General features: G+C 60.7%; 18 protein-coding genes and 1 pseudogene. 15 read left to right on the forward strand and 4 right to left on the reverse strand.

Translation table 11 applies throughout. The features are described 5' to 3' along the window. The first annotated feature begins 19 nt into the window (after window positions 1-19). From PSH65_RS18480 to PSH65_RS18490, 3 genes are all read left to right on the forward strand, one after another. Window positions 20-910 carry a LysR family transcriptional regulator gene (locus PSH65_RS18480; protein ID WP_105345608.1) on the forward strand — a complete coding sequence of 297 codons (891 nt, stop codon included), beginning with the start codon at window positions 20-22 and terminating at the stop codon, window positions 908-910. Window positions 911-1,027: 117 nt separating this feature from the next. Further along, window positions 1,028-2,836 carry a monovalent cation:proton antiporter-2 (CPA2) family protein gene (locus PSH65_RS18485; protein ID WP_305421656.1) on the forward strand — a complete coding sequence of 603 codons (1,809 nt, stop codon included), beginning with the start codon at window positions 1,028-1,030 and terminating at the stop codon, window positions 2,834-2,836. Between the two features lie 144 nt (window positions 2,837-2,980). Then, on the forward strand, window positions 2,981-4,084 hold the full coding sequence (locus PSH65_RS18490) for a DNA alkylation repair protein (RefSeq protein WP_305421657.1): 1,104 nt from the start codon (window positions 2,981-2,983) through the stop codon (window positions 4,082-4,084). On the opposite strand, the gene PSH65_RS18495 is transcribed toward PSH65_RS18490, so the two are convergent. Beyond that, the gene (locus PSH65_RS18495; protein WP_305421658.1) at window positions 4,065-4,637 is read right to left on the reverse strand and encodes a cytochrome b; all 573 of its coding nucleotides are present in this window, start codon (window positions 4,635-4,637) and stop codon (window positions 4,065-4,067) included. The two genes, PSH65_RS18490 and PSH65_RS18495, sit on opposite strands and share 20 nt — an antisense overlap. Window positions 4,638-4,824: 187 nt before the next feature. On the opposite strand from PSH65_RS18495, the gene PSH65_RS18500 reads away from it, so the two are divergent. The 7 genes from PSH65_RS18500 to PSH65_RS18530 are packed head-to-tail and all read left to right on the forward strand — an operon-like array spanning window position 4,825 to window position 11,128. Then, the gene (locus PSH65_RS18500) at window positions 4,825-5,502 is read left to right on the forward strand and encodes a thermostable hemolysin (RefSeq protein ID WP_305421659.1); all 678 of its coding nucleotides are present in this window, start codon (window positions 4,825-4,827) and stop codon (window positions 5,500-5,502) included. Next, on the forward strand, window positions 5,492-6,973 hold the full coding sequence (locus PSH65_RS18505; protein ID WP_305421660.1) for an AMP-binding protein: 1,482 nt from the start codon (window positions 5,492-5,494) through the stop codon (window positions 6,971-6,973). Before PSH65_RS18500 ends, PSH65_RS18505 begins: the two co-directional genes overlap by 11 nt. After that, window positions 6,970-7,644 carry a TenA family transcriptional regulator gene (locus PSH65_RS18510; RefSeq protein ID WP_305421661.1) on the forward strand — a complete coding sequence of 225 codons (675 nt, stop codon included), beginning with the start codon at window positions 6,970-6,972 and terminating at the stop codon, window positions 7,642-7,644. The genes PSH65_RS18505 and PSH65_RS18510 overlap by 4 nt, the downstream gene beginning before the upstream one ends. Continuing rightward, window positions 7,631-8,440, forward strand: a complete 810-nt coding sequence (locus PSH65_RS18515; RefSeq protein ID WP_205888637.1) for an SDR family oxidoreductase — start codon at window positions 7,631-7,633, stop codon at window positions 8,438-8,440. Before PSH65_RS18510 ends, PSH65_RS18515 begins: the two co-directional genes overlap by 14 nt. Further along, complete coding sequence (locus tag PSH65_RS18520) at window positions 8,437-9,081, forward strand: tetratricopeptide repeat protein (RefSeq protein WP_305421662.1); 645 nt, start codon at window positions 8,437-8,439, stop codon at window positions 9,079-9,081. The genes PSH65_RS18515 and PSH65_RS18520 overlap by 4 nt, the downstream gene beginning before the upstream one ends. A gap of 11 nt (window positions 9,082-9,092) precedes the next feature. Continuing rightward, the gene (locus PSH65_RS18525) at window positions 9,093-9,755 is read left to right on the forward strand and encodes a response regulator (protein ID WP_305421663.1); all 663 of its coding nucleotides are present in this window, start codon (window positions 9,093-9,095) and stop codon (window positions 9,753-9,755) included. Continuing rightward, window positions 9,752-11,128, forward strand: a complete 1,377-nt coding sequence (locus tag PSH65_RS18530) for an ATP-binding protein (protein ID WP_305421664.1) — start codon at window positions 9,752-9,754, stop codon at window positions 11,126-11,128. Before PSH65_RS18525 ends, PSH65_RS18530 begins: the two co-directional genes overlap by 4 nt. 107 nt (window positions 11,129-11,235) lie before the next feature. Here the strand turns inward: PSH65_RS18530 and PSH65_RS18535 are convergent, their stop codons facing one another. Further along, window positions 11,236-11,595, reverse strand: coding sequence for a DUF6124 family protein (locus PSH65_RS18535; RefSeq protein WP_305421665.1), 360 nt, complete (start codon window positions 11,593-11,595; stop codon window positions 11,236-11,238). Between the two features lie 354 nt (window positions 11,596-11,949). Then, on the reverse strand, window positions 11,950-12,843 hold the full coding sequence (locus PSH65_RS18540) for a LysR family transcriptional regulator (protein ID WP_305421666.1): 894 nt from the start codon (window positions 12,841-12,843) through the stop codon (window positions 11,950-11,952). 133 nt (window positions 12,844-12,976) lie between these two features. Here PSH65_RS18540 and PSH65_RS18545 point away from each other — a divergent pair, with 133 nt between their 5' ends. Together PSH65_RS18545 and PSH65_RS18550 are read left to right on the forward strand one after the other, a co-directional pair. Further along, entirely contained in the window at window positions 12,977-14,626 is a 1,650-nt protein-coding gene (locus tag PSH65_RS18545) for a GMC family oxidoreductase (RefSeq protein ID WP_305421667.1), read from the forward strand. Between the two features lie 153 nt (window positions 14,627-14,779). After that, a complete protein-coding gene (locus PSH65_RS18550; RefSeq protein ID WP_305421668.1) occupies window positions 14,780-16,402 on the forward strand; it encodes an MFS transporter in 1,623 nt (540 codons plus the stop codon). Between the two features lie 205 nt (window positions 16,403-16,607). Here PSH65_RS18550 and PSH65_RS18555 read toward each other — a convergent pair whose 3' ends face one another. Continuing rightward, window positions 16,608-16,970 (reverse strand): DUF427 domain-containing protein, encoded by a 363-nt coding sequence (locus PSH65_RS18555; protein ID WP_305421669.1) that lies wholly within the window; start codon window positions 16,968-16,970, stop codon window positions 16,608-16,610. 150 nt (window positions 16,971-17,120) lie between these two features. On the opposite strand from PSH65_RS18555, the pseudogene PSH65_RS18560 reads away from it, so the two are divergent. The 3 genes and pseudogenes from PSH65_RS18560 (at window position 17,121) to PSH65_RS18570 (ending at window position 20,211) form a co-directional block, all read left to right on the forward strand. After that, a pseudogene (locus tag PSH65_RS18560) lies at window positions 17,121-17,451 on the forward strand (DHCW motif cupin fold protein). Window positions 17,452-17,563: 112 nt separating this feature from the next. Continuing rightward, the gene (locus tag PSH65_RS18565) at window positions 17,564-19,513 is read left to right on the forward strand and encodes a DNA topoisomerase III (protein WP_305427012.1); all 1,950 of its coding nucleotides are present in this window, start codon (window positions 17,564-17,566) and stop codon (window positions 19,511-19,513) included. A 161-nt stretch (window positions 19,514-19,674) separates the two neighbouring features. Next, complete coding sequence (locus tag PSH65_RS18570; RefSeq protein WP_305421670.1) at window positions 19,675-20,211, forward strand: GNAT family N-acetyltransferase; 537 nt, start codon at window positions 19,675-19,677, stop codon at window positions 20,209-20,211. The last annotated feature ends 247 nt before the right edge of the window (window positions 20,212-20,458 follow it).

A 20,458-nucleotide genomic window follows, 5' to 3' on the forward strand; every position in this document is an offset into this window, starting at 1 on the left:
TCCTCCGACGAGATAGAACATGGAATATGAGCTTCAGGACATCCGATCTTTCGTGAAAATCGCCGAACTGGGGAGTTTTCACGAAGCTGCCGATGCACTGCATCTGTCACAACCAGCCTTGAGCCGACGGATAAAAAAACTTGAGGAGGGTTTAGGGACTACGTTGCTTGATCGCACCACACGCAAGGTCAGCCTGACCAGCGTCGGCCGCGACTTCCTGCCCAAGGCTCGTCGATTACTGGATGACTTCGACGATTCGATCCTGAACATCCGTGAATTGGCCGAACGGCAAATCGGTCAGGTGACCCTGGCCTGCATTCCAACCGCTGCGTTTTACTTTCTGCCGTCGGTGATTCGTCTTTATAACCAGCGCTATCCGAAAATCCGCATCCGCTTGCTCGACCTCAGCGCCAATGAAGGGCTCGAAGCAGTGTTGCGGGGGGAAGCTGACTTCGGCATCAACATGATGAGCGGCCAGCACCCGGACATCGAATTCGTTTCACTGGTCAACGAACCCTTCGTCCTGGCCTGCCGTCGTGACCATGAACTGGCCCAGCGGACGTCCGTGACCTGGTCAGAACTGAGCGATTACCGGTTGATCGGCGTCGGTCGCCTGAGCGGCAACCGCATGTTGCTGGACCACGCCCTGTCGGGCCTGAGCTGGCGTCCGCAGTGGTTTTATGAAGTGCAGCATTTGTCCACCTCGCTGGGCATGGTCGAAGCCGGACTAGGGGTTTCCGCCATGCCGAGCCTTGCGATGCCGGCGGCGGATCACCCGACACTGGTGAGCATCCCGCTGACTGACCCCGTGGTAAACCGGACACTTGGCCTGGTGTACCGTCGGGGCGCATCGTTATCGCCAGCGGCGGAGAAGTTCGTTTCGATTCTGCTCGAACAATGGCCCCACTGAACCATGGAGTTCGATCAACAACCTCGTTGCTGACTGAACAGACGCCAGCCTTTATCCTGACGCCCCGCTGAAAATCGGGCGAGCGCCGCTCTCGCCTGCACCACCCAGGAGTTCGTCATGCCCCACGAAGGCAACCTTTTACAAGCCGCTGTCGTCTTTTTGTTCGCGGCGGTGCTCACCGTCCCTTTGGCCAAGCGCCTGCAACTGGGGGCGGTGCTCGGCTATCTGTTTGCCGGGGTGATCATCGGGCCTTCGGTGCTGGGTTTGATCGGCAACCCGCAAAGCGTCCTCCATATTTCCGAACTCGGGGTGGTTTTGTTGCTGTTCATCATCGGCCTTGAGCTGTCGCCACGACGCTTGTGGGTGATGCGCAGATCGGTGTTCGGCGTGGGTCTGGCGCAGGTGTTGCTGACCGGTTCGGTGATTGGCGTGCTGGCGTTATTCGTGTTCGGCCAGTCCCTGAACAGTGCCATCGTGCTGGGCCTGGGCCTGGCGTTGTCATCCACTGCGTTTGGCTTGCAAAGCCTGGCCGAGCGCAAGGAATTGACCAGCCCCCATGGGCGGTTGGCGTTCGCGATTTTGCTGTTCCAGGACATCGCCGCGATCCCGTTGATCGCGATGGTGCCGCTGCTGGCCGGCGGTGATCACACCAGCAGCGCCACCGCAGATGTGAACCATGGCTTGCGGGTGCTGGGCAGTATTGCGGTGGTGGTGATCGGCGGGCGCTATCTATTGCGACCGGTGTTTCGCGTGGTGGCCAAGACCGGTCTGCCGGAGGTGTCCACTGCCACGGCCTTGCTGGTGGTCATCGGCACGGCATGGCTGATGGACCTGGCCGGCGTGTCCATGGCACTCGGCGCGTTCCTCGCCGGTTTGCTGCTGGCGGACTCCGAATACCGCCACGAACTGGAAGCGCAGATCGAGCCGTTCAAGGGCCTGCTGCTGGGGCTGTTTTTCATCAGCGTCGGCATGAGTGCGAATTTGAGCCTGCTTCTAAGCACGCCATTGGCGGTGCTGGGGTTGACCCTGCTGCTGATCGCGATCAAGTTGCCGCTGCTGTTTGTGGTCGGCCGACTGGCCGGAGGCTTGGGCAAGGTCAATGCGATTCGTTTGGGGATCGTGCTGGCGGCCGGTGGTGAATTTGCCTTCGTGGTGTTCAAGATCGGTCGGGATCAGGGCTTGTTCGAACCGCGTCTGTACGACTTGCTGGTACTGACCATCACCCTGTCCATGGCATTGACACCGCTGTTGCTGCTGGCCTGCGCACGGCTGGTCAAACCCAAGGTGCAACCGGTGGAGGTACCGCAGAAGTTTCGCGAAATCGACACCGACACACCCCGCGTGGTCATCGCCGGCATGGGCCGTATGGGGCAGATCGTGGCGCGGATTCTGCGGGCGCAGAACATCAAGTTCGTGGCGCTGGACACGTCGGTGGAAACCATCGAACTGTCCCGCAGCTTCGGCGGCGTGCCGGTGTTCTACGGCGACCCGATGCGCCCGGAAATCCTCAGTGCGGCCAAGGTCGAGCAAGCGGAGTTTTTCGTGATCGCCACCGATGATCCGGACACCAATATCAAGACGGCCGAGGTGGTGCACAGGCTCTATCCGCACATCAAAATCATCGCTCGCGCCCGTAACCGTCAGCATGTGCACCGGTTGGTGGATGTCGGGGCGCAGGCGGTGCGGGAAACCTATTACTCCAGCCTGGAAATGACCCGGCGCACCCTGGTTGGACTGGGGCTGACACAAGCCCAGGCGGATGCACGGATCAAGCGCTTTACCCATCACGACGAACAGGTGCTGGAAGCTCAGCACGCGGTGTATGACGATGCGGCCAAGGTGATGCAGACCGCGCAGGAAGCACGGGCGGAATTGGCAAAATTGTTTGAGTCGGATCAGCTGGAAGAGGAAGCGGGTAAGGTTTGAGGTGACGGTGAGGGCCTCTTCGCGGGCAAGCCTCGCTCCCACAGTGGAGCTATGTAGCACCACAAATCCCTGTGGGAGCGGGCTTGCCCGCGATGAACGATAACGCGGTGTATCGGATAAATAACAACAACCAAGGAATCCACAATGGCTACTGACTCCCCCGCCCTGAAGGAAATCTTCAACGCCGAACGCCTCGCGCACATCGCCACCGAGATGACCGCGGTCTATCCCGGCTTCGATGCCAAGGCTTTCCTGAAACTGGCCAAAACCGGTCTGGCGGAATTGTCAGTCATGCAACGCATGGCCCGCGTCAGTGAATGCCTGCACGCGGTGTTGCCACTCGATTATGAAGAATCCCTGGACGTCCTGCGTGCCCTCGCACCGCGCCTGAACAGCGCCTTCGTCAGCATGTTCTTGCCGCATTACGTCGCGACCTACGGCACTCATACGTTCGACCTGTCGATGAATGCGCTCAAATATTTCACGTCCTTCGGCTCATCGGAATTCGCGATTCGGCACTTTCTGCGCAGCGATATCGAACGCTCGTTGGCGCTGATGCACGATTGGTCGCTGGATGACAACGAACACGTCCGGCGCCTGGCGAGCGAAGGTAGCCGACCGCGCCTGCCATGGTCGTTCCGCCTGGAACAAGTCCAGGCCGACCCGACACTGGCGGCTGCGATCCTCGACAACCTCAAGGCCGACGACAGCCTCTACGTGCGCAAATCCGTGGCCAACCACCTCAACGACATCACCAAGGATCATCCCGAGTGGGTCCTGGCGCTGATCGAGGGTTGGTCGCTGGACAACAAGCATACGGCGTGGATCGCCAGACACGCGCTGCGCAGTTTGATCAAACAAGGTAACAAGCGGGCGCTGGCAATCATTGGCGCAGGCGGCAAGCCCGAGGTTGAAATCATTGACGTGAAGGTCGAACCGGCGGTGATTCGCCTGGGTGAGAAAATCACCCTGTCTTTCAGAGTGAAGTCCACGGTCCCGGACAGTCAGCGATTGGTGATCGATTACGCGATCGATTATGTCAAAGCCAACGGCAGCACCTCGGCAAAGGTGTTCAAACTTAAAGCCCTCACGCTGTCCGACAAGGCCAGCGAAGCCATCAGCCGCAGTCAGCACATCAAGGAACTGACCACCCGCAGGCACTATGCCGGCCAGCACGCGGTGCACATTCTGGTAAATGGCGAACGCTTGGCCAGCACCCAATTCCGAATTATCGCTGACGCTCATTGACGCCCACACCAGAGCCCCCGGGCAGCATGCGCGTGAGCGTGTTGTCGCGGACCCAGTAGTGATGGAACAACCCCGCCGCTGCATGCAAACCAATCAACCAGTAGCCAGTGCTGCCAAGCAATTCATGCCAATGCTTGAGTTGCTTGGCCAGATCGGGATCCACCGCCACCGGCGCCGGCATAAAAAAACCGAAATACGGCATCGGCTTGCCCCCGGCGGCCAGCATCAACCAGGCCAGTAGCGGCGTAGCGATCATCAGCCCATACAGCGCAAGGTGCATGAGGTGCGAGACGCCCGTCTGCCAGGTGGGCGGGGCCGGGGTAATCGGTGGCCGGGGCGTGAGGCGCCCGAGCAAGCGAACCCAGACCAGCGCAAAAATGCTCAACCCGAATACGCCGTGCAGCCCCAGGAAAAGGCCCCTCAAATCATTTCCACGGGGCAGTAGCCCTTTAATCTCGATGCAACCATAAACGCCGACGAACAGCGCCAGCATCAGCCAGTGCAAGGTGATCGAGAGTTTTCCATACCGGTGTACTGCTGAATCTCGGGTCATACAGGGCCTCGTGAAGATCAGTGGCGGCTGCCGATTCATTTCGTACAGCCTGGATCCGGTTTCGTCGAACCGACCGGCGCCACCCTGCCCATCCAGTCTTAAGACAGTCTGAAGGTCCACCTTCAGACTCCGTTAAGAATTGCCTTTGATACTCCTCCCAAACTTACTCAGGGAGGCGCTCTTGCCCATGCCCGATTTCGACTGGAACATCCCTCTGCCCCTGCACTTCGGCCAAGCCGAAACTCCGCAGATGAGTCTGGCCAGAGCCTTGCCGGACGATCCCCAGCGTCCGGTTTTCGAAACCTTTATCCAGCAGCGTTTTCGAAAAGCCCATGGCGCCGATATCCGCCACTTCATGCCGCAACTGTTCGGCATGAGCGATACCTCAGACACTTTGTGTGCGGTGGCGGGCATACGACTGGCCAGTACCGAACCCTTGTTTCTGGAGCGTTACCTGGACGAGACGATTGATCCGCTGATCAGCGACGCGGCCGGCCAACCCGTGGACCGGGCAGGTATCGTCGAGGTCGGTAACCTCGCCGCCAGCGATACCGGCAGCGCACGGCTGAGCATCATCGCCATCACCTACCTGTTGGCCATGGGCGGGCTGGAATGGGTGGCGTTCACCGGCAACATCGGGCTGGTAAACAGCTTTCATCGACTGGGTTTGAAGCCGGTGACGCTGTGCGCCGCCGATCCCGAGCGGCTGGGCGAGGACCGTCACCACTGGGGCAGTTATTACGAGAGTCAGCCATGGGTGCATGTCGGCAATATCCGCGCCGGTTTCATCCATTTGCGCAACATCGGTCTGTTCAATCGCCTGGGGTTGCCGACGTCCCTTGAGGAGTCCACCCATGTCGCCTGAAATGGAGCGGTTCAAGCAGACCCTGCGCAATCACGCTGAACGCAAGACCAACGCCATCGCCTTGTGGGGCGATCAGTTGAAACTGGACTACGCCACGCTGTACGCCGAGGTCATGTACCGCCAACAGCGTCTGCGCGATGAGCACGTCAAAGTGGTCGCGTTGGCCCTGGATAATGGCTCCGAGGCGATGCTCTGGGACCTGGCCGTCCTGTTCGAAGGGCTGACCTGCCTGACGTTGCCGCCCTTCTTCAGCCCGGCGCAACGCAATCATTGCCTGCAACAGAGCCAGGCCGAACTGGTGATTGCCGAACCGGAACTGGAGGCCGAACTGCAAGCGGCGGGCTACGAAAAAAACGGTGAATTCTGGCATCGCACCTTCAGCGGCCCGAACCTGATACCCGAAGGCACCGCCAAACTGACCTTCACCTCAGGCACCACCGGCACGCCCAAAGGCGTGTGCCTGAGCGCCGAAAGCCTTTTGCGGGTGGCCCGTGAACTGGATCAGGCGAGCAAGCCCACCGATCCGCGGCATCACCTGGCGCTGCTGCCCCTGGCGATTCTGCTGGAAAACCTAGGCTGCTATGCCGCGCTGTATGCCGGCGCGACCTTGAGCGTACCGAGCCAGAAAACCCTGGGCATTCAGGGCGCCAGCGGTGTCGATGTGCCGCGGCTGCTGGGGTGCCTGGCCGCCCGTGCGCCCGAGAGCTTGATCCTGGTGCCACAGTTGCTGCTGATGCTGGTCAGCGCCGCCGAGCAAAAAGCATTGAACCCCCAATCGTTGCGGTTTGCCGCGGTCGGTGGTGCACGGGTTTCCGAAGAGTTACTGCATCGCGCCCAGCGCATCGGCATTCCGGTCTATGAGGGTTACGGGTTGTCGGAATGTTCGTCGGTGGTGTGCCTCAATCGCCCGGGCGCGCGCCGCCCTGGTAGCGTCGGCCGTCCCCTGCCCCATGTCGAGATTCGCCTGGCCGACGATGGTGAAGTGCTGGTCAAGGGCTCGACCCTGCTCGGCTATCTGGGGCAAGCGCCCTTCAGCGATGATTGGTGGCCGACCGGCGATCTCGGCGAGTTCGACCCGGAAGGTTTTCTCTACCTCAACGGGCGCAAGAAGCATCAGTTCGTCACCAGTTTCGGCCGCAACGTCAATCCGGAATGGGTCGAGGCCGAACTCACTCAGCGTCGCCACATCGCTCAGGCGTTTGTCTATGGCGAAGCGATGCCAACCAATCACGCCCTGCTCTGGCCCCATCGGCCGGACTGCACCGATGAAGAGCTCGCTGCCGCCGTGGCCCAGGCCAACGAGGCCTTGCCCGATTACGCCCAGGTTCATCACTGGACCCGTCTCGATCACCCCTTCACCCCCGCCAATGGCTTGCTGACCGCCAATGGCCGACCGCGCCGCGACGCCATCGTCGAGCATTACCGGGCGCGGCTCACTGAATCCGTTTTTTCCGAGGAACCTGCACCATGAGTTTTTTCGACACCCTGCAAGAAGCCAGTCACCAGGAACGCCACGAGCTGTTCAACCTGCCAATCATCCGCGATGCCCTTGAGGGCAATGTGAGCCTGGACAGCTACCGCGCCTTCCTCACCCAGGCCTACTACCACGTGCGCCATACCGTGCCGTTGATGATGGCGTGCGGCGCACGTTTGCCGCAGCGCCTGGAATGGCTGCGCAAGGCGGTGTGCGAGTACATCGAGGACGAATACGGCCACGAACAATGGATACTCAACGACATCGCAGCCTGTGGCGGCGACAAAGACGCCGTGCGTGACGGTCGTCCATCGCTGCCGATCGAGTTGATGGTCAGTTTCCTCTACGACCTGATTGCCCGGGACAACCCGGTGGGCCTGTTCGGCATGGTCAACGTGCTGGAAGGCACCAGCATTGCCCTGGCCACCCACGCGGCCGGCAGCATCCGCGAGCGTTTGGCGCTGCCGGAAACCGCCTTCAGCTACCTGAGTTCCCATGGTTCGCTGGATATCGAACATATGCAGACCTACCGCCGGCTGATGAACACACTCGAAGACCCGGCCGATCAAGCCGCAGTGATTCATGCCTCGAAGGTCGTTTACAAGCTCTATACAGACATGTTCCGCGGCCTGCCCCGCGATGGGGAGAACCTGCATGCAGCTGCATGAAGCCCGTGTGGTTTTGACCGGGGCCAGCGGCGGTATCGGCCTGGCCATCGCCAGCGCCCTGTGTGCCAGGGGCGCGCGGGTGTTGGCCGTGTCCCGGCACCGGGAGGCGCTGGAACCCTTGCTCGAACGCTACCCGCTGCACCTGTGTTGGGTCGGCGCTGACCTGACCGTCCCCGGCGACCGACACAAAGTGCTGGCCGCGGCCAAAGCCATCGGCGGCATCAACCTGCTGGTCAACGCTGCCGGGGTCAATCACTTCGCCATGCTCGAACAGCTCGATGACAGCGAGATCAATGCGATGCTGGCGGTGAACATCAGCGCGCCGATCTGCCTGACCAAGCTTTTGCTGCCGCTGCTCAAGCAGGCTGAGAGCGCCATGGTGGTGAACGTCGGCTCGACCTACGGCTCCATCGGCTACCCCGGTTACGCCAGCTATTGCGCCACCAAGTTTGCCCTGCGCGGTTTCTCCGAAGCCCTGCGCCGGGAGCTGGCCGACACCCGGATCAACGTGCTTTACGTTGCCCCCCGGGCGACCCACACCAGCATGAACAGCCCGGCGGCCCAGGCGCTGAACGATGCGCTCAAAGCCAATGTCGACGATCCGCAAACCGTCGCCTCGGCGGTCATCCACGCGATTGCCGGTGACCGGCGCGATTTGTACCTGGGCTGGCCGGAACGCTTTTTCGTCCGCCTGAACAGTCTGTTGCCGCATCTGGTGGACCGTGGCTTGCGCAAGCAATTGCCGCTGATCCGTCGCCTGAGTCAGAAGACCGATAACGAGAGCCTCAAACCATGAAAAAAATCCTCACCAGCTTGTTGCTCGCCGTACTGAGCCAAAGCGTCTGGGCGCTGGACGCCGCCGATCAGCAGCGCCTCAATGCCATTCAGCAAAGCTGGGCGCACATTCAATACGAATTGCCCGCCGAACAGCGCACCGCAGCCTTCGAAAAACTCGCGACTCAGGCCTCGGCGTTCACCCAGGAACGCCAATCCCTGGCCGAAGCGTGGATCTGGTCCGGTATCGTCACCAGCAGTTGGGCCGGAGCCCAGGGTGGTCTCGGTGCCCTGAGCAAGGTCAAGGCGGCCAAAGTCGATCTGGAAAAAGCCCTGGCCATTGACCCCAAGGCCCTGCAAGGCTCGGCCTACACCAGCCTCGCGGCGCTGTATGATCGAGTGCCCGGCTGGCCTATCGGTTTCGGCGATGCCGACAAGGCCGAGCAACTGTTGAAGCAGGCCTTGCAACTGAACCCGACCGGCATCGACAGTCTGTACTTCTGGGGCGATCACCTTTACCGTCAAAAGCGCTATGGTGAAGCCAGGGACGCGCTGCAAAAAGCCCTGCACGCCGCGCCCCGTCCTGGCCGGGAAAGCGCCGACGCCGGGCGTCGCAAAGAGATCGAAGCGTTACTGGTGGACGTGAACAAGAAACCCGACTGACAGGAGTCCGTGTGCGCTTATTACTGATCGAGGATGACGTAGCCCTTGGCGAGGGCATTCATCAGGCTCTGGGCCGTGAGGGTTACACCGTCGATTGGCTGCAGGACGGCAGCAACGCCTTGCATTCACTGCTCAGCGAAACGTTTGATGTGGCCGTGCTCGACCTGGGCCTGCCGCGCATGGATGGTCTGGAAGTGTTGCGCCGTTTGCGTGCCAGCGGTTCGAACCTGCCGGTACTGATCCTCACCGCCCGGGATGCCACCGAAGATCGCATCGCCGGGCTGGACGCCGGCGCCGACGATTACCTGATCAAACCCTTCGACCTGGCCGAACTCAAGGCTCGCCTGCGGGCCTTGTTACGCCGCAGTGCCGGTCGCGCCCAAGTGCTGATCGAACACGCCGGCATCAGCCTGAACCCCGGTACCCAGCAAGTCAGTTATCAGGGCGAGCCAGTAGCCCTGACGCCCAAGGAATATCAACTGCTCCATGAATTGCTCTCGCCTCCAGGTCGGGTCATGACCCGCGATCATCTGATGCAACTGCTTTATGGCTGGAATGAAGAAGCCGAAAGCAACACCCTGGAAGTGCACATCCATCACCTGCGCAAGAAGTTCTCCAGCGACCTGATCCGCACCATTCGTGGGGTGGGTTATCTGGTGGAGGAGCGTCGATGACCTCGATCCGGCGTCGCACCCTGACGCTGATCATCGGCCTGATGCTGACGGGGTTGGCGATCATCAGCGTGTTCAACCTGCACGACAGCAATCACGAAATTGCCGAAGTCTATGACGCCCAGCTGGCGCAGAATGCCCGACTGCTGCAGGGTGTGATGCGCATGCCGCTGGCCAGCCATGAACACGCCGAACTGTACCAAGCGTTCAACAAGGCCTTGAGTGAAGCGGTGCCGGGAGTCGATGGTCACCCCTATGAAAGCAAAATTGCCTTTCAGGTGTGGAATCGCAAGGGCGAAGTGCTGGTGCACACCGCCAGCGCCCCCTCCTTCACCGTGCCACCGACGACACACGGTTTCAGTGATGTGGTGGATCTGCACAACCGCCATTGGCGGGCGTTCATGCTCGAAGACAAGCAGAATGACCTGCGCATCTGGGTCGGTGAACGAGACGACGTGCGTACGGACCTGGTAGACCGGATCGTGCGTCACACCCTGTGGCCCAATGTGTTGGGCAGCCTGATTCTGGCGGCCATGGTCTGGCTGGCCATTGGCTGGGGGCTCAAACCCCTGGCCGATATGGCGGCGACGTTGCGGGCACGGCACAGCGGTTCTCTGGAGCCGTTGCAACTGACCCCGTTGCCCAGCGAACTGGAACCGATGCAAGCAGCGCTCAATCGCATGCTCGCGCAAATTCAAGAGGTGCTCGGCCGTGAGCGGCGCTTCATCGCCGACGCCGCCCACGAATTACGCACGCCGCTGGCCGTGTTGCGGGTGCATGCGCAAAATCTGCAGGAGGCCGGCACGGAACAGGAACGTCGTGAGTCCCTGGCGTTTCTGATTGCCGGGGTCGACCGCACCAGCCGTCTGGTCAATCAGTTGTTGACCATGGCCCGTCTCGAACCCAAGGCCGCGGCCCCGGTGCTGCACAGCATCGACTTGAGTGAAACCGTGCGCGCCAGCCTGGCCCAGCTCACACCCTGGCTATTGAGCAGGAACCTGGAGCTGGCTTTCGACGCCGAGGACCGGCCTTTCAAAGTCCTCGCCGATGCTGGCGCCATCGACATCGCCCTGAACAACCTGGTCACCAACGCGGCGAATTTTTCGCCGGAGCATGGCGTCATCACCGTGCAATTGAGCCGGGACGACGGGTTCTACAACTTGAGCGTCCAGGACCAGGGACCGGGCATCAACGAAGCGGATCGCGCCCGATTGTTCGAACGCTTTTACAGCCGTGGAAACACCGGCGGCGCGGGCTTGGGACTGGCCATCGTCAACACCATCGCAACGCGGCTGGGCGGGCGGATTACCCTGGTCAATCCGCCGGAAGGCGGGTTGCGGGCAACGCTGTCGATTCCTGTTGACCCGCACCATTGAACACTCTGTGGCGAGGGAGCGTGCTCCCGCTGGACCGCACAGCGGCCCCAAAAAGGGACTGCTGCACAGCCCAACGTCGGTCACTCACTCACCCCAGCAGACCGCGCCTACTTGGGTAGATCAATTTTATCCAACACTCGGTTTGCGGTGATCTCCGCCACCATGATGCTGTTTGAAATGCCCAGCAGGGCGTAGCGCGACTCACCCTCCAGATGATCCACCAACTGATGGACCATCACATCGACCGAGGCCAGTGTCTCGACTAGAAAAACCGCCAGGGTTTCGGCCGTGGCCTCCGGGGCCACGGCAAACAGCTTGCTGGGTTTACGCGCGGTGGCTTTGATGTCGGCATTCGACGGAAAGTGGAAGTTCAGAGCCCGCTCGGCGGCCTCGTTGAGCTTCTTTGAATCGGGTTCGTACGGGGAGACCGGATCGGCGTCCGGCGGATTGGGTGGGACCTTGAACATATTCTGAGTTTCCTATTGGGTGCCACCCCTCTTGCGACTAAACGAGAGGGGAGGCAACTGCACGCAGGTTAGTCGACCGGGAAACTCAGAAATCCGGCGCGCCCGAAGGCGCCCTACGTACAGCTACCATCAAGTACAGGAATGAAAGACCTGCATGACAGATGCACGCACAACTGAGTTAACGCGGGCGACTAAACCCGATCACTGATGGGCAGTGACGGGAATCAAGTTACCGAGCGGGCCCAAGGCGCACAAGCCGGCGGATTCTGTCTTACGTGTAGGGGGTGGCGCAAGGCGTCGTAGCCTTTGGATGGTAACGGCAAGCTTCATTTAAACGATCGCGATTTTTCTTGTTTAAATGGGCCTTCCCAGCAACAACCCCTGCTCACGCTCACACAACTCCACCACGTAATCCCACAACACCCGCAGCCGCACCGACTTGTGCAGCTCGCGCCGCGTGCTGATCCAATAACTGCGCTGGATGCTTTCGTCCGGCAGCAACGGCACCAGCTCGGGATCGGCGCTGGCCATGTAGCACGGCAGCACGGCGATTCCCAGGCCCGAGCGCGCGGCCTGTTGTTGGGCGATGACGCTGGTGCTGTGAAAGACCACCTGAGGGTTGCGACAGAAGCTGTTGAGGAACATCAGTTCCTGACTGAACAGCAAATCATCGACGTAGCCGATCCACGCATGGCGGCCGAGGTCTTCGCGACTGCGCAGTGGCGGCGAACGGTCCAGATAGGCCTGGCTGGCGTAGAGCGCCAGTCGGTAATCGGTGAGTTTGCGGGTGACCAGCATGTCGGCGGCCGGGCGTTCGAGGTGGATGCTGATCTCGGCTTCACGGTTGAGGATGCTGACGAAGCGCGGCACCGCGACCAATTCCACCTCCAACCCCGGATAGCGTTCGAACAACCCGTTCATGCGGCTGGCGAGGAACATGATGCCCAACCCTTCCGTGACCCCAACGCGGATCTTGCCCAACGGCGCGGATGATTGGGTGATTTCTTCCTGAGCCAGCAGCGCGACGTTTTCCATGGCTTCGGCGTGCTTGAGCAGCGCTTCGCCGGCCGGGGTCAATTCATAGCCTTGGGCATGCTGGACGAACAGCGCGGTGCCGAGGCTTTTTTCGATGGCTTCGATGTGCCGGGCCACGGTGGCGTGAGTGGTGTTCAAACGGCGAGCGGCGGTCAGCAAGCGGCCGCTGCGCTGCAATTCGAGAAAAAACCGCAGGTCATTCCAGTCGAACATGAACCATCCTTGACGTTATGACGTTAACGACGCTGTCTGAAAACGCACAGCAGCTGCGCAAAAACTAACATTCTTTTAACGAAAGCTAACAACTAGGATGACCGACAACAAGAACAACAATACGAGGTCAGGGATGCAGACTTCCCTTGATGAATACGACTACATCGTGGTCGGTGCCGGCCCGGCCGGGTGTTTGCTGGCCAATCGACTGTCGGCCAACCCGCAACACCGCGTGTTGCTGCTCGAAGCCGGCGGCCGCGACAACTACCCGTGGATTCACATCCCGGTGGGTTACCTGTTCTGCATCGGCAACCCGCGCACCGACTGGTGCTTCAAGACCGAAACGCAACCGGGCCTGCAAGGCCGCGCCCTGAGCTACCCGCGGGGCAAGGTGCTTGGCGGCTGCTCCTCGATCAACGGCATGATCTACATGCGCGGCCAGGCTGGCGACTACGACGGCTGGGCGGCCGAGGGCAATCTCGGCTGGGGCTGGCAAGACGTGCTGCCGCTGTTCAAACAGAGCGAAAACCATTTTGCCGGTGATTCGGAATTTCACGGTGCTGCCGGCGAATGGCGGATCGAGCGGCAACGCCTGTCGTGGCCGATCCTTGATGCCTTTCGCACCGCAGCCGAACAAAGCGGCATCGCCAGCATCGATGACTTCAACCAGGGCGACAATGAAGGTTGCGGTTACTTCCAGGTCAATCAGAAGGCCGGGGTGCGCTGGAACGCGGCCAAGGCGTTTCTCAAACCAATCCGCCAGCGCGCCAATCTCACGGTGCTGACCGACGTTGAAGTCGACCGCGTGCTGCTGGAAAACGGCCGCGCCTCGGCGGTCAGCGCCCGTTGGCAAGATCAAGCGAAAACCTTCAAGGCGCGCAAGGAAATCATCCTGTGTGCCGGCTCCGTCGGTTCACCGGGCATCCTCCAGCGTTCCGGCATCGGCCCTCGCCCGTTGCTGCAAAAACTCGGCATCGGTGTTGCCCATGAACTGCCCGGCGTGGGCGGTAACCTGCAGGATCACCTGCAACTGCGGCTGATCTACAAACTGGAAAACGCCCGCACCCTGAACCAGATCGCCGGCACGCTGTGGGGCAAGATGGGCATGGGCCTGCGCTATCTGTATGACCGCAGCGGTCCGCTGTCCATGGCTCCGAGTCAACTCGGTGCCTTCGCGCGTTCGGGGCCGGAGCAGACCTCGGCCAACCTCGAATACCACGTGCAACCGTTGTCGCTGGAGCGTTTCGGCGAACCGCTGCACGCCTTTCCTGCCTTCACCGCATCGGTCTGTGATCTGCGCCCGCAAAGTCGTGGGCGCATAGACATTCGCTCCGCCGACCCGCGGGAAGCACCGCTGATTCAACCCAACTATCTGAGCCATCCGCAAGACTTGCGGGTGGCAGCCGACGCGATCCGCCTGACCCGCCGCATCGTTTCCGCCCCCGCCTTGCAAGCGTTCAAACCGGTGGAGTACCTGCCCGGCGACAGCTTGCAGAGCGAAGAGCAATTGCACGAAGCCGCCGCCCGGATCGGCACGACGATTTTCCACCCGGTGGGCACCTGCCGGATGGGCAACGACGCGGACGCGGTGGTCGATGCCGAGTTGCGCGTCCACGGCATCCCCGGCCTGCGCATCGCCGATGCCTCGATCATGCCGCGCATCACCTCGGGCAACACCTGCTCGCCGACGTTGATGATCGCCGAGAAAGCCGCGCAGTTGATCCTCAACTCTGTTGTAAACACCAACCCTGTGGGAGCGGGCTTGCCCGCGATAGCGGTGTGACATTCAACATCACTGTTGACTGAACCACCGCCATCGCGGGCAAGCCCGCTCCCACAGGGATTGCATAGATTCACGGACATCGAGCATCACCCCCTACAAGGAACACGCAACACCAGTGGAACAACAAAAACAATCACTGTGAGGGATACCGATATGTCAGAACATGTTCAGACCCTGGAAGCCGTCCGCAGCGCGGGCACCAGTCAGGAAACCCAGAAAGTCATCTTCGCCTCGTCCCTGGGGACGGTGTTTGAGTGGTACGACTTTTTCCTCTACGGCGCCCTCGCGGCGGTCATCAGCAAACAGTTCTTCGCCGGGGTCAACGACACCACGGCGTTCATCTTCGCGCTGATGGCGTTTGCCGCCGGCTTCATCGTGCGGCCGTTCGGGGCGCTAGTGTTCGGACGCTTGGGGGACATGATCGGGCGTAAATACACGTTCCTCGCGACCATCGTCCTCATGGGCCTGGCAACCTTCTGCGTCGGTTTGCTGCCGACCTACGCGAGCATCGGCATCGCCGCGCCGATCATCCTCGTGGTGCTGCGCATGCTTCAGGGCCTGGCGCTGGGCGGTGAGTACGGCGGCGCTGCGACTTACGTCGCCGAACACGCGCCGATCGGCAAACGCGGTTTCCACACCAGCTGGATTCAGTCCACCGCCACCCTCGGCCTGTTGCTGTCGCTGCTGGTGGTGCTCGGCTGCCGCTACTTCACCGGCGACCAGTTCGAGGTGTGGGGCTGGCGTATTCCGTTCCTGCTGTCGATTGTACTGCTGGGCATATCCACCTGGATTCGCCTGAGCCTGCACGAGTCACCTGCGTTCGTGAAAATGAAAGAGGAAGGCAAGCTCTGCAAGTCGCCGTTGCGCGATTCCTTCGGCAAATGGGAAAACCTTAAAGTGGTGCTGATTGCCCTGTTCAGCATCAACGCCGGGCAAGCGGTGACCTTCTACGCGGCGCAGTTCTATGTGCTGTTCTTCCTCACCCAGTTCCTGAAAATGGACCCGGCCCTGGCCAACAGTCTGCTGATCGTCAGCGTGATCATCGGCGCGCCGTTCTTCATCTTTTTCGGCTGGCTGTCGGACAAGGTCGGGCGCAAACCGGTGCTGATGATCGGCCTGCTGCTGGCCACTGCGCTGTACTTCCCGATCTTCAAGTCCATCGCCCACTACGCCAACCCGGCCATCGACCTGGCCAGCCGCCAGGCACCGATCACCGTGCTGGCCGACCCGGCCACCTGCACCTTCCAGTTCGACCCGGTGGGCAAGGCAAAATTTGATAGCCCGTGCGACAAGGTCAAAACCTTCCTGGTCAAACAGGGCCTGCCCTACAACAGCGCAGCGGCCCCGGCTGGCAGCGCCGTGCAGGTGAGCATTGGCGAGGTGAAAATCGATGGCTACGACGAAGCGGCCCTGCGCGGTGCAGTAACCCTGGCCGGCTATCCGTCACAAGCCGACACCCAACAGATCAACAAACCCATGATCGTTGCGCTGATCGTCGCGCTGATCATCATCTCCGCCATGTGCTACGGCCCGCTGGCGGCGCTGATGGTCGAACTGTTCCCGACCCGCATCCGTTACACCTCGATGTCCCTGCCCTACCACATCGGCAACGGCTGGTTCGGTGGTTTCCTGCCGACGGTGTCGTTTGCCCTGGTGGTGTACACCGGGGACATTTTCTACGGGCTGTGGTACCCGGTGGTGATTACCGGGGTGAGCCTGGTGGTGGGGATGATGTGTTTGCGTGAGACGAAGAATGTGGATCTGGATAAAAACTGACGACACAAACCTCTAGCGAAATCTTACCTGTGGGAGCGAGCTTACCTGTGGCGAGGGGGCTTGCCCCCGCTGGGTCGCGAAGCGGCCCTGAAACCTTACTCGGTGTGTCAGGTACGCCGCGATTGCAGGTTCTGCGACTGCTGTGCAGCCGAACGGGGCGATGCGGCGTTCCGACAAGCCCCCTCGCCACAATGTGTTCTACACATCAGGTTTTGAGCACCTCAAACGTCACTTCGTCAGGATAGAACGCCACATACCCGCCAATCTGCGCAACCGACACCTTGGGGTGCTCATAGCTCCATACCGCATTGGCACTTTCATGCCCGGGGATTTGCAGGCTGAAATAGCTGGCATCGCCCTTGTACGGGCAATAGCTGGTGTGGTCGGTGCGGGCGAAATACTGTTCGGCGATGTCCTCCCGCGGGATGTAGTACACCGGAGGATAATTGGTCTCATGCATGACCAGCGCGCGAGTGGACGACGCCACTTGAATGCCATGGAACTTCACCACCACGCAACCGGGTTGAGGCTCGATGGTGATGGGTTTACCGGGACCAGGGGCTTTCATGGATAGGTTCCTCTGCTGCTGTTGCGCTGTATCCGTGACCCATCAGGTATACCCCATGTTTTAGCATCGCGAGCACTTCACAGCCGAACGGAGCTTGCTTGCGCTACAGTGAAGCCCCCAAAACAGCATGCCCTAAACCTGGAGAGCAGCATGGACATTGCCAACATCCCCTTCGGCACCACCGACTGGTCGCAAATCGATCCCACCGAACACCCCGGGCGAGACCGGCAGCGCCCTATGGCGCACCCAACAGTTCGGCGCGATTCGCGCGCGTATCGTCGAATACACGCCGGGGTATCTGGCCGATCACTGGTGCTCAAAGGGGCATGTGCTGTTTTGTCTGGAGGGGGAATTGCACACTGAACTGGAAGACGGTCGAGTCTTCGTTCTCACGCCGGGCATGAGCTATCAAGTGGCTGACAATGCCGAAGCACATCGTTCATCCACTGCCATTGGCGCCAGGTTGTTTGTGGTGGACTGACCACTGTCATCAACCGCAACAGCTTAAGCTGTACATCCATACAGATAAAGATTGATCCATCGCTCATCAGCCGCCATTCTGTGCACCTCTCGAACACTGATCGATGGTGGTTATGCAGCTGTACCTCTGTGAAAAACCTTCCCAGGCCAAAGACATCGCGGCCGTGCTCGGCGCCAAGCGTCGGGGCGACGGCTGCTGGCTGGGAACGGGCGTCACGGTAACCTGGTGCATCGGCCATCTGCTGGAAACTGCACCACCAGATGCCTATGACGCGCGTTACAAGCGGTGGGTGCTGGCGGATCTGCCGATCATTCCCGAAAAATGGAAGATGACCGTCAAACCGCGCACGGCCAGCCAATACAAAGCGGTCAAACGCTTGCTCGGCGAGGCCAGTGAACTGGTGATTGCCACCGACGCCGACCGTGAGGGCGAAATGATCGCCCGGGAACTGGTGGAGCATTGCCGTTATCGCGGGCCGATCCGGCGATTGTGGCTGTCGGCGCTGGACGATGCGTCGATCCGCAAGGCACTGGCGGCGCTAAAGCCCGGGGCCGATACATTCAGCCTCTATCATTCGGCATTGGGCCGTTCCCGGGCCGACTGGTTGATCGGGATGAACATGAGTCGGCTGTTCACCCTGCTGGGGCGTCAATCCGGCTATCAGGGTGTACTGCCGGTCGGCCGGGTACAAACGCCGACCTTGCGCCTGGTGGTGGATCGCGACCGCAGCATTGCCGATTTCGTCCCGGTCGCTTATTGGGCGATCGATGTGCAACTGCTGCACGACGGCACCGCGTTCACCGCCCAGTGGCGTGCAGCCTCCGACGCTTGCGACGATCAAGACCGTTGCCTTAATCAGGCGCTGGCTCAGAAAGCGGCTACGGCCATTAGAGGTGCGGCGAGCGCGCGGGTGATCAAACTGCGCACCGAACGGATGCGCGAAGTCGCGCCTTTGCCGTTCGATCTGGGCACGTTGCAAGAAGTCTGTTCGAAGAAGCTCGGGCTGGGCGCTCAGGAAACCCTCGATATCGCCCAAGCGCTGTACGAAACCCACAAAGTCATCACCTACCCACGCAGCGACTGTGGTTATCTACCGCTGAGTCAGCACAGCGAAGCCCCAGGTATTCTTGCTGCGCTGAGGCAGGCCGACCCGGCCCTCAACGCCTTGCACAATTACCTGGAACCCCAGCGCCGCTCACGGGCCTGGAACGATGCCAAGGTCAGCGCTCACCACGGCATCATTCCCACGGCGGCGGCGAAAAACCTCGACCGCCTGGTAGGCAAGCAACGGGCGGTCTACACCCTGATTCGTGCGCGTTACCTGGCGCAGTTCCTGCCCAACCATGAATACGACCGGACCCAGGCCGACTTCGACTGTGCCGGTGAAGCCTTGCGCGCCGTGGGCAAGCAGATTGTCGAGCCCGGCTGGAAACGCGCCCTGCCCGAGGCCCTCGCGCCTGCCAAGGGCCGCGAAGCACCGGCACCGCAAACACTGCCGGCACTGGCCGAAGGGCGTGACTGCGCGGTGGCCGATGTGAAGCTCAAGGACCTCTGGACACAGCCACCCAAGCCGTTCACCGAAGGCGATCTGATCAAGGCGATGAAGAACGTCGCCAAACTGGTGGAAGATCCGCTGCTCAAGCAAAAGCTCAAGGACACCACCGGCATCGGTACCGAAGCCACCCGCGCCTCGATCATCCAGGGCCTGCTGGACCGCGGCTACCTGATCAAGAACGGCAAGGCCCTGGCCGCGACGCCGGCAGCGTTCAGTCTGATCGACGCCGTGCCGCGCGCGATTGCCGATCCCGGTACCACGGCAATCTGGGAACAGGCCCTGGACATGGTGCAGAGCGGTGAAATGAGCCTGGAAGAGTTCGTCACCAAACAAGCTGCGTGGATGAGCAAGCAGGTAGCACGTTGCGCCGGCCTGAACCTGACCATCAGCGGGCCGGCAAGCCCGGCCGGGCGTGGCGCCACACCGTGGAAAAACAAACGCAAACCGGCCAAACGCAAACCTTCGACCGGCACCAAACGCGCGGCTAAACCGGTGAGCAAGTCTTAAGGCACTTGCAACGAATCGAAACCTGTAGGAGCGTGGCTTGCCCGCGAAGAAGTTACCGCGGTTTTCGGGTATTACGCGTTATCGTTCTTCGCGGGCAAGCCTCGCTCCTAAAGGTTCTGCGGCGCATCAGGCAACAGCCCTGCTTTCTGAAAGGTACGACCATGGTGACAATCAGAAGCCAGCCCTCAATAGAACTTCACGCCGCTCAGCGCGACGAACTGGAAACCATCGAAAACCTGATGCAGTTCTACATCTACGACTTCAGCGAATGGCTGCCGCTGAAACTCGGGGATCATGGCTTCTTCAACATCCAGCCCAAGCTTGATTACTGGCGCAACCCGGCAACCAAGCCGTTTCTGATCAAGGTTGACGGCGAGCTTGCCGGTTTTGTGATCGTGGATAACGAAACCCACATCGTCGGCGCCGAGCACAACATCGGCTACTTTTTTGTCAGTCGACGCTTTCGTGGCCAAGGCGTCGCGAAGTTTGTCGTCTCTGCCCTCTTGAACCGGTTCCCCGGTCAATGGCAGATTTTCCACATCGATGCCAACCAGCCTGCACGGCTGTTCTGGGCCAGGGTGATACCTGATCTCACGGGCGGCGAATTCACCCTGCATCACCTGCCGATCGATGGTTATCCGTGTACCGTTTACCGCTTTAAAAGATCGCAGCCTTCGGCACCCGTACAAACTCCGTAGGAGCGAGGCCCCGCGAAGAACGATGACGCGGTCCTGCCGTTTGTCCGTGTGATGGCTTTCGCGGGCAAGCCTCGCTCCTACGGGCCGGCGTGCCAGCCACGCCTGACTTTCTAATTCCAAAACCACTTTGTCCGACAATATGTAGTGAGCAAAAATAATCACTACAAAACCGTTGACGCCTCCGATTTGCCCTTGCATGATGCAGACATCTCCCCGATCGGGAGTACAGGCAACACGTTTGAGCAAG

The organism is Pseudomonas sp. FP603 (assembly GCF_030687415.1).
Lineage (GTDB): Bacteria > Pseudomonadota > Gammaproteobacteria > Pseudomonadales > Pseudomonadaceae > Aquipseudomonas > Aquipseudomonas wuhanensis.